Source organism: Vicinamibacterales bacterium, assembly GCA_036496585.1.
Lineage (GTDB): Bacteria > Acidobacteriota > Vicinamibacteria > Vicinamibacterales > 2-12-FULL-66-21 > JAICSD01.
Genome location: DASXLB010000009.1, coordinates 55,810 through 64,708, shown reverse-complemented (window position 1 = coordinate 64,708; position 8,899 = coordinate 55,810). Strand labels below are relative to the sequence as shown.

The 8,899-nt window shown below is 67.4% G+C and carries 6 protein-coding genes; 2 read left to right on the top strand and 4 right to left on the bottom strand.

The genetic code is table 11. The features are described from left to right. Window positions 1–57 precede the first annotated feature (57 nt). Complete coding sequence (locus VGI12_03025; GenBank protein HEY2431619.1) at window positions 58–861, bottom strand: hypothetical protein; 804 nt, start codon at window positions 859–861, stop codon at window positions 58–60. Between the two features lie 156 nt (window positions 862–1,017). Between VGI12_03025 and VGI12_03020 the strand changes: the two genes are divergently transcribed. Beyond that, on the top strand, window positions 1,018–2,406 hold the full coding sequence (locus VGI12_03020; GenBank protein HEY2431618.1) for a M20/M25/M40 family metallo-hydrolase: 1,389 nt from the start codon (window positions 1,018–1,020) through the stop codon (window positions 2,404–2,406). A gap of 49 nt (window positions 2,407–2,455) precedes the next feature. Here the strand turns inward: VGI12_03020 and VGI12_03015 are convergent, their stop codons facing one another. Beyond that, window positions 2,456–2,857, bottom strand: coding sequence for a WYL domain-containing protein (locus VGI12_03015; GenBank protein ID HEY2431617.1), 402 nt, complete (start codon window positions 2,855–2,857; stop codon window positions 2,456–2,458). A gap of 118 nt (window positions 2,858–2,975) precedes the next feature. After that, entirely contained in the window at window positions 2,976–5,396 is a 2,421-nt protein-coding gene (locus VGI12_03010; GenBank protein ID HEY2431616.1) for a protein kinase, read from the bottom strand. Between the two features lie 122 nt (window positions 5,397–5,518). Between VGI12_03010 and VGI12_03005 the strand changes: the two genes are divergently transcribed. After that, a complete protein-coding gene (locus VGI12_03005) occupies window positions 5,519–7,927 on the top strand; it encodes an ADOP family duplicated permease (GenBank protein HEY2431615.1) in 2,409 nt (802 codons plus the stop codon). Between the two features lie 37 nt (window positions 7,928–7,964). On the opposite strand, the gene VGI12_03000 is transcribed toward VGI12_03005, so the two are convergent. Then, window positions 7,965–8,891 carry an orotidine 5'-phosphate decarboxylase / HUMPS family protein gene (locus tag VGI12_03000; protein ID HEY2431614.1) on the bottom strand — a complete coding sequence of 309 codons (927 nt, stop codon included), beginning with the start codon at window positions 8,889–8,891 and terminating at the stop codon, window positions 7,965–7,967. Between the last annotated feature and the right edge of the window lie 8 nt (window positions 8,892–8,899).

Genomic DNA, 8,899 nt, shown 5'->3' with positions numbered 1-8,899 from the left:
AACGCGTTCGAATCCCTGCCTCACCGCCAGTTTTGATCTCGGATTTATTGATCGTTTCTACGTGCGGGATTCCCCCTCGACACCTCTCCAAAACAACTCGTCGAGGCTGTAGCGGAAAAGTGTTACCTGGTTCCGGTGCTTGTGCAGCGCTGGGACCGGAGAGAATCTCGCGCACCTCGCTCGACACACGGCACACCGACAGCGCCCTTTCGCGCCGCGCCAACGCCTCCCTCGATGCCAGCGACCTCGAGGATCCAGAAACCGGGATGTGCTCCTAGTACTGTCCTCGATTAGGGGATAGACCTGCGGGCGCGCCGCCGTGAGAATCCAGTTCCCGGCTCCAGAGGGCGACCCGGCGGGAGGGTTCGAATGGGGTGCTTTCTTCGCGACAGACGCGGCTGGTTCGGTGCGGCGGTGGCCATCCTTCTGACGGCGTTTGCACCGCCGGCAAACGCGCAACCGCCCTTCGTAGGCGTCCTGGACGACGCGACGGATGCGGTAGCCGCCGTGCGAGCGCTGAAAGCTGGAGTGAGCCGCCCCGAGGACGAGCCGGCCCTGCTCGTCGAGTGGCGGCGGGTAGCGCAGGAAGAAGTGCAGGATCAGCAGGTTCAGCCCGCGCGCCGCGTTCGCGGCCGCCACGCGCTTCAGCGGCAGCACCGGTGAGCGATCCGAGAGTATCCGCTCGTAGATGCGGGAGCTGAGATGCGGTGTCGGTGCGGCCAGATACTCGTCGATGAACACCGCGATGCCGCCAGCCAGCGCGCCCTTCGATGGACCTTCCGCGCCGGCGACGACGACGGAGCCATGCACGTCCCCGGCCTCGAGGAGGCGGCGCCACAGCGCTGGCAGGGCGGAGCGCACCTGCGGCGTCGTCTTGAACGCCGGGTCGAGGAGACCGGCCAGTTACGGGAGATCGTCCGGTCGGATCAATCTTGAGTACATCGCGCCGTCGCAGTGAGCCGGGGAGTGTAGCAGGCGATCCCGAGTGGTCGCGGTATCCGGGACATAATCGGCGTCATGCGATTCATCGCCGCCGCCGTGCTCTTCACCGCGCTCGTCGCCGGTCCGGCCTCCGCACAATCGGGCCCCAACGACCAACGGGCCCGCGCCATCTACAAGGAACTCGTCGAGATCAACACGACCGACACGCCCGCCGGCAGCGTGACGAAGGCCGCCGAGGCGATGGCGGCGCGGCTCAAGGCGGCCGGATTCGCCGAGGCGGACATCCACCTGCTCGGTCCCGATCCGCGCAAGTTCAACCTGGTGGCGCGCTACCGCGGCACCGGCGCGAAGCGCCCGCTCCTGCTCCTTGCGCACCTCGACGTCGTCGAGGCCAAGCGCGAGGATTGGTCGTTCGATCCCTTCGTCTTTCGCGAGCAGGACGGCTGGTTTTACGGCCGCGGCACGAGCGATGACAAGTCGATGGCGTCGCAATTCGTGGCCAACCTGATTCGCCTCAAGGAAGAAGGCTTCACGCCGGACCGCGACCTGATCCTGGCGCTGACCGCCGACGAGGAAGGCGGCGACTTCAACGGTGTCGACTGGCTGGTCAAGAACCACCGCGATCTCATCGACGCGGAGTACGCCGTGAACGAAGGCGGCGGCGGCACGATGCGAAAGGGGAAGTACCTGACGAACGAGGTGCAGGCCAGCGAGAAGGTCTACCTGGATTTCCATCTGGCCGTGACCAACGCCGGCGGCCATAGCTCGCTGCCGGTGAAAGACAACGCGATCACGCATCTCGCCGAGGGGCTGGCGCGGCTCGGCGGCTGGGAGTTCCCGATCGAGTTGAATGCGGTAACCCGCACCTACTTTGCGCGTTCGGCGCAGGTGGAGGCGGATCAGGCGACGGCGGCCGACATGCGCGCCGTGTCGCAGCCTACGCCGGATCTGGCGGCCGCGGCGCGCCTCGCGGCGCGGCTCCCGTACTGGAACTCGATGATGCGGACGACGTGCGTGGCGACGCGGCTGGCTGGCGGCCACGCCAACAACGCGCTGCCGCAGCTGGCGACGGCGAACGTGAACTGCCGCATTCTGCCTGGCGCGTCGCCCGACGCGGTGAAGGCGACGCTCGAGAAGGTCCTCGCCGATCCACAGATCACCGTCGCTTTCGTCGACGACGCCAAGCCGAGTCCACCGGCGCCCCTTCGCGAAGACATGATGACCTCGGTCGAGACGCTCACCACCGCGATGTTCCCGGGAGTGGTCGTGGTGCCGGTGATGAGCACGGGCGCCACTGACGGGCTGTTCCTGCGCAACGCCGGCATTCCGACGTTCGGCATCGACGGCACGTTCGGCGACGTCGACGACGTCCGCATGCATGGGCGCGACGAACGAGTCGGGGTCAAGCAGTACTTCGAGGGACTCGAGTTCCAATACCGACTGATCAAATCGCTGTCGCGGTGAACGAGCTGCACGTGTCGACCGCGGTCACGCACGGACCTGACGCCGGTTTTCAAGCAAGCCTGGCGGCGAACGATAGCTGCGCGTCCTCCAGGTCCATCTTGACGGGCGCCGGCCGCAGCGGCGGCAGCGCGTCGAAGGGCAAGCGCGGCATATAGCGCTCGCGGCCGGCGTCGAACTCTTCGTAGATGTCGCGCGCCAGCGACACGGGCGCGACGACGCGCGCGGCGCCGCCGAACCCGAGAATCCACGATCGCAGCGGTCGGTCGTCGCAGACGGCGAGCCGCATCACGATCGACCCATTGTCGCGAGTGCGGATCTCCTGCGAGCGATGCCAGTCGCGCGCCCCGACGCAGGCGGCGACCTCCGCGTCGAATTCGATCTCGATCGCCACCGGCCGCCCCGAGAAGGCGCCGAGGGAATGGGCGAACGGCTCGTCGGGCAGCGGCGTCAACTGGAGTTTCGAGGAGGCACGCTAGGCGAGAAAGGACAGCGCGGGGCCGGCCCGAACCGATCAGGCCTTCGTGTCGGCACGGGCTGGGCGCTCAAGCCGCGGCCGCGCCGCGTCGCAGCTACGGAAACTCGCGTCGGTATCGATCGTTCTCCGCCTTCATCTCGGCAAGAAAGTGGATGAACTCGGGCGCCTGCCGGATGCGGTTCAGGAAGGCATCGCGCGTGTAGCGCGGATAGAGGTGGTAGCCCGAGACCGCCGACTCCCGCAGCCACTTCACCGCCTCGGCGCCCTTGCCCTCGAGCGCATAGATGCAGGCGATGTCGTAGGCCGCATGATGATAAAGCGGGTCCTTGAGCGGGTGTTTCGCGAGGACGAGCGGAATCTCGGCTTCCGCCGCCTGAAAATGTCCTTCGGCGGCATGCAACAACGCCTGCGTCGGCGGCAGTTGGAGCTGATTGCCCGGGGTCTTCGCCCACGCGTCGAGGACCTTTTGAGCCTCATCCAGACGACCCTTGGTCATCAAATACATGACTTCTACTCGGTTGTCGTGTGGAACCGTCCGATCGGCGGCGTAGTCGTCGAATCTGGACTGCACCTCATACAAGAGCAGTCTGTTCTCCTTGAGGGCCTCACTCGTCGGATCGATCTCAATCGCGCGGCCGTTTTCACGCACGGCGAGATCTTCCAGTCCGAGGTGGGCGTACATGTACGCCAGCTCGCCGTGACCGACGTTCGGATTGAGCTGGTTCGCTGACAGCACTTCGCGCGCCGCCGCTTCGGCCTGGTAGTCTCCGAATTCGCTGTAGAGCAGCTGAAAGCGCGCCAGGTGCGTTTCCGCCAGCTGCGGGTCGAGCGCCTGCGCCCGATCGATCTCCTCTTTCGCGTGCTGCATCCAGGCCGGCTGGGTGGGTTCGATGAACACCGCCAGCACCGCGTAAGCATAGGCGAGCTGCGCGTGGGCGAGCGCGAAGTTCGGGTCGGCCTCAATTGCTTTCTCGAAGAAGTTGATGGAACCGTTCACCATCTGTGACGAATCGCGCATGCGCTGGTCGAAGTTGTAGGCGCCCTTGAGATAGAACTCGTAGGCGACCGGATTCGACGTGTAGTGCTTCGTCAACGCCGCCTCTTGCGACGCGTCCAGCTGCAGCCGCAGACGCGACGCCACCTGCTGCGCGACCGTATCCTGGACAGTGAAGATGTCGGCCATCCTGATATCGAAACTGTCCGACCACAGCGATTGGCCGTCGTCACATCTCAGGAGGTTGACGTTCACCCGTAGCCGGTCGTCGACGCGTTGAAAGGAGCCTTCGAGCACCGAGTCGACACCGAGCTGTTTCGCGGCGGTGAGCGCGTCGGTCTCTTCCTTGAGATATCGCCGCACCGCGCTGGTCGGGCGCACGATGACGCGGCCGGTCTGGCTGACTCTGCGAATCGCCGCATCGGCGATGCCCAGCCCCAGGTAGTTGTCTCCCGCATCGAGCGACTTGAGCGGCAGCACCGCGAGCGACCTGATCGACGGGTGACCATGCCCGTGACTCCACCACACGAAACCGATGGCGCCTCCCACGAGCACGAGCAGGCCCGCGGCGGCGATCGCCAGCACCCGGTGTCGCCGTCTGCCGGCGACGGCCGTGTCACCGGCCGCTGTCTCCGTCTTGTGATACGTCCGTTCGAACGCGAGTCGCTGGCGAAGACTCTGCAGGTCGAGAAGGAGGTCCTTGAGCGTCTGGTAGCGCTCGTCGCGATTTTTCCGCAGCGCCTTGCCGACGATGCGTTCGAGCTCGGGCGGCAACCCGGAGACGTAGCGGGAGAGCGGCAGCGCGTCCCGGTCACTCAGGATCGCCGCCATGATTTCGTAGAGGCCCGAGCCCTCAAACGGCAGGTGGCGGGTGGACAGTTCGTAGAGCACCACACCCAGGCTGAAGACGTCAGTACGCGCATCGATCTGCTGTCCGCGCGCCTGCTCGGGCGACATGTAGGTGGCGGTCCCCATCACCACGCCGGAGTCGGTCGGGTGATCGGCACGCGTCGGCGCGTCACCGTCCACGTCCGGCGCTTCGCGCCCCGCAATTTTCGCCAGGCCGAAATCCAGAACCTTCGCGATGCCGTCGCTCCGCAGGATGATGTTTTCCGGCTTGATGTCCCGATGGACGATGCCGCTGGCGTGAGCGGCGGCGAGAGCGCTCGCGACCTGGACCCCCACGTTGAGCACGTCGTCGATCGGCATCGGCGTCGTGCGGACGCGTTCCCGCAAGGTCGAGCCTTCGATGAATTCCGTGGCGATGAAGGATGTGGAGCCGGACCGGTCGATCTCGTAGATGGTGATGATGTTGGGATGGTTCAACCCGGAGGCGGTTTTGGCTTCCTGTTCGAAGCGCCGCATGCGATCGGGATCAGCAGCCACTGCTTCCGGCAGGATTTTCAGTGCGACCTGACGGTCGAGGCGTGTGTCCCGCGCCAGATAGACCTCTCCCATGCCCCCGGCGCCCAGGCGGGAGAGGATTTCGTAGCGACCGAGCTTTGTGCCGGAATTCAGCACCGCCAGCGTACGTGCAGTCGGGCTGCCGAGCAAATCGTCTCTCCGCGTAGCATGGTCCGCTAGACTCGGTCGCTGCCGGAGCGTTCGCCACGACGCGGCGCGCCTTCAGCATTGGAGGTCGCATGATCCGTACAGCGGGCCGGTCGCTCCTTCGCCAGCCGTCGTTCACGCTCGCCGCGGCTGGCACGCTCGCGATCGGGATCGCGGCAACGACCACGCTCTTCACGACGGTCAACGCCGCGCTCCTGCGGCCGCTGCCCTACGCGCACCCCGAGGAGCTCTACGCCGTCCGCACCTACTTCCCTGACGGGCGCTTCACCATCGGGATGGTGGGCACCGAGGAGCTGGCCGCCGTGGCGGCGCAGACGGACGTGGTTTCCGGCGTGGCCTGCACCGTGCGCGTGGACGGGACGCTCGGCGACGGCACGGGATCCGAACCCCGCCAGATCGTCGCTTACGCGGTGTCGGACGGCTTTTTCGATCTCTTCGGGGTGCCGGTCCAGACCGGCCGCGGGATCAGCGCCGCCGACGACGTGCGCGGGGCGCCATCGGTCGTCGTGCTGTCGCATTCCCTGTGGCAGAACGCTTTCGGCGGCAGGCCCGACATCGTCGGTCAGTCGATCGCCATGTCGGGGCGTCCGGCACGCGTAGTCGGCATCGCGCCGGCCGGCTTCGATGTTCCGGTCGGCACCGACGTGTGGACGAATGCCTGGTTCCCTCTCAGTGTCGGGCACGCCTACGAAGCCTACGTCCGCGCGCGGCCGGCCGTCCCCCTGGCGCAGCTCCAGGCCCGCATGAACCAGACGTTCGCTTCGCTCGCCAGGAAGTATCCCGAGCAGGAGACCGGACGCGCCTACGCCATCCGCCCGCTCCTCGCGGCCACGGTTGGCAGCCTCGGGCCGATTCTGTTGATTCTCTTCGGCGCGACGGCGCTGCTGCTGGTGCTCGCCGCCGTCAACGTCAGCAACCTGATGCTGGCGCGAACGACCAGCCGCGTGCGCGAGACCGCCGTGCGGACCGCGCTCGGAGCCAGCCGGGGTCGGATCATCGCGCAGCTCCTCAGCGAATCGGTACTCGTTGCCATCGCGGGAGCCATCGCCGGCAGCCTGCTCGCCTACCTTGCTGTCCAACTGCTGCTTCACTTCGGCGCCGGGCGGCTGCCGCGCCTCGGTTCGCTCTCAATCGACTTCAGGGTGGCCGCCTTCGTCGCGTTCGTGGCCGGCCTGACGGGCGTGCTGATCGGCATCGTCCCGGCGCTACGGATGGCCGACACCGATGTCACGTCGCTGCTGAACGAAACGGGCCGCTGCGTCCGTGGCTCGCGCAAGACGCGGCGGCTGCTCGGCGCGTTCGTGGTGGCGGAAATCGCCGTTGCGGTGGCGATTGTCGCGGGCGCCGGCCGGCTCGTGCGCAGCTACAGGAACGTCGAGAGCCTCGACCCCGGCTTCAATCCGCGCGGGCTGCTGGTGCTCGACGTGGCGCTGCCGGCGCCGCAGGCCCCGTTTCAGGCGCGGCGCAACGCCTGGTGGGATCAAACTGAAGCCGCGCTGCGCTCCTCCGGCGCCACAGCCGCGGCCGCGACCTCCTCGCTTCCGCTCGAACCGCACGAGTGGGATTCGACGGTGTTCGTCGACATGGTCGCGCATCCAGACGTGCCCGTGGACCGGCGCCCGAACGCCCGGCTTCGTCTGGTGACGCCTGACTTCTTCCAGACGATGGGCATCCGCATGCTCGACGGGAGACCGCTCACGCGCGCCGACGACACGCATTCCCAGATCATCGGCGTAGTCAACGAGGCGTTCGCCAGGCGCAATCTCGGCGGCGCAAGCCCGATCGGCGAGCAAATCAAGGGCCTGCACGGGCATCGTGAGGGGAACGGGTTCGTCGACGACTACGTCCGCGTCGTGGGTGTGGTGCGCGACGTGAAGTATTCGGCCCTTTCGGGTCCGACCGAGCCCGTTCTCTACGTCCCGTTCGCGCAGTTCGTGGCGGCACGCGCGTCGATCGTGATCGCGACCGCCGACAACGCTCCCGAGCGGCACGCCGCCGGGTTCGTAGCGGCGCTGCGCAAAGTCGAGCCACGCCTGGCGATCGAAGCCACGCCTCTCTCGGCCATTGTCGCGGCGTCGCTCGATCGCGAACGTCTCGGCATGTGGCTGATGCTCGGGTTCGGCGTCGCGGCGCTGTTGCTCGCGGCCGTGGGGATGTTCGGCGTCATCGCCTATGTCGTGTCGCAGCAGACCGCCGAGATGGCGGTCCGCCAGGCGCTTGGCGCCACACGGGGACACGTCGTGCGGAGGGTGATGCGGGAGGGCGCAGGTGTCGCGTCGATCGGCCTGGCGGTCGGCGTAGGGGTTGCGTGGTGGACAGGCCGGCTGGTCGCCGGGTATGTGTTCGGCGTCAGCGCGCGGGATCCGGTGGTGCTCGGCGTAAGCGCCGCCAGTGTCGGCTGCCTGGCGTTGGCGGCGACGTGGCTGCCGGCGCGGCGGGCCGCCGCGCTGGAGCTGGCCCGCGCGCTGCGTGAAACGTGACGACGACCGACGGCGATCCCGCGGCGAGCGTCGCGGTCTACCTGGCGCCTGAGACTTCGGCGATGAAGCCGGCCACCTTGCCTTGGATCTGATCCGGCGGCAAGTCGTAGCGGGCGCGGGAGTCCGGTTCACCGAGATTGCCGCTGATCACGAAGCACCGCAGCCCCGCCTGTGCCAGGCCTTTGGCTTGAGGGCCGGTCAGTCCGCCGACGATCTGCACCGGAGCCGCGCCGTTGACGCGCTCGAAAATGGCGCGGGCCATGTCGTCGAGATAGTGGCGGGCGAGGAGCGACGGATCGGCGCGTCGCGCGTCGGCCTGCAGGTGCACGCCAATTCCGTCGACGCCGGCCTCGATCATGCGGAGCGCGACCTCGCCGGCCTGCTTGGCCGGGCCCTCGTGCGGCACCATGATGTCGGTGAAGACGAGCCGCGGCAGATCGCGATCGCTGCGCCTGAACTCATCGCGTACGCCACAGATCGCCTTCGCGGTATCGACGCCAGCCAGTGCGAGGAAGTCGAAGATGTTGCCGCCGCCCGCGTAGACGGCCCGCGCCTCGAACGCGCCACCATCCATCGTCTTCATGTCGGCCAGGAGCAGCGCGTCAGGGAATTTCCTGCGGAAGGCCGGTACGACATTGGCCACCCCCTGGTTCTTGAGCAGCGGCGTCCCCATCTCGACGATGTCGACGCCGCCGGCCAGCGCGGCGGCAGCGACGCTGAGCCCCAGCTCGATGGTGCCCACGTCGACCGAGATCTGGAACATGAAACGGCTCTTGAGTCGATCGAGCACGCGGGCGGACGCCGGGTGAGCCGTGTTCGTCGCGTCCTGCGCCCAGGCCGCGTCGAGCCGCAGCCCGTCCGAGATCGCCCCGAGCGACAGCGCGCCCGCGGCGAGCCTGCCGGCCGTGTCGAGGAACGATCGCCGGTCGATGTGATCCAAGCGGTCCGCCTTTCCGCGCGCCATGAGGAATC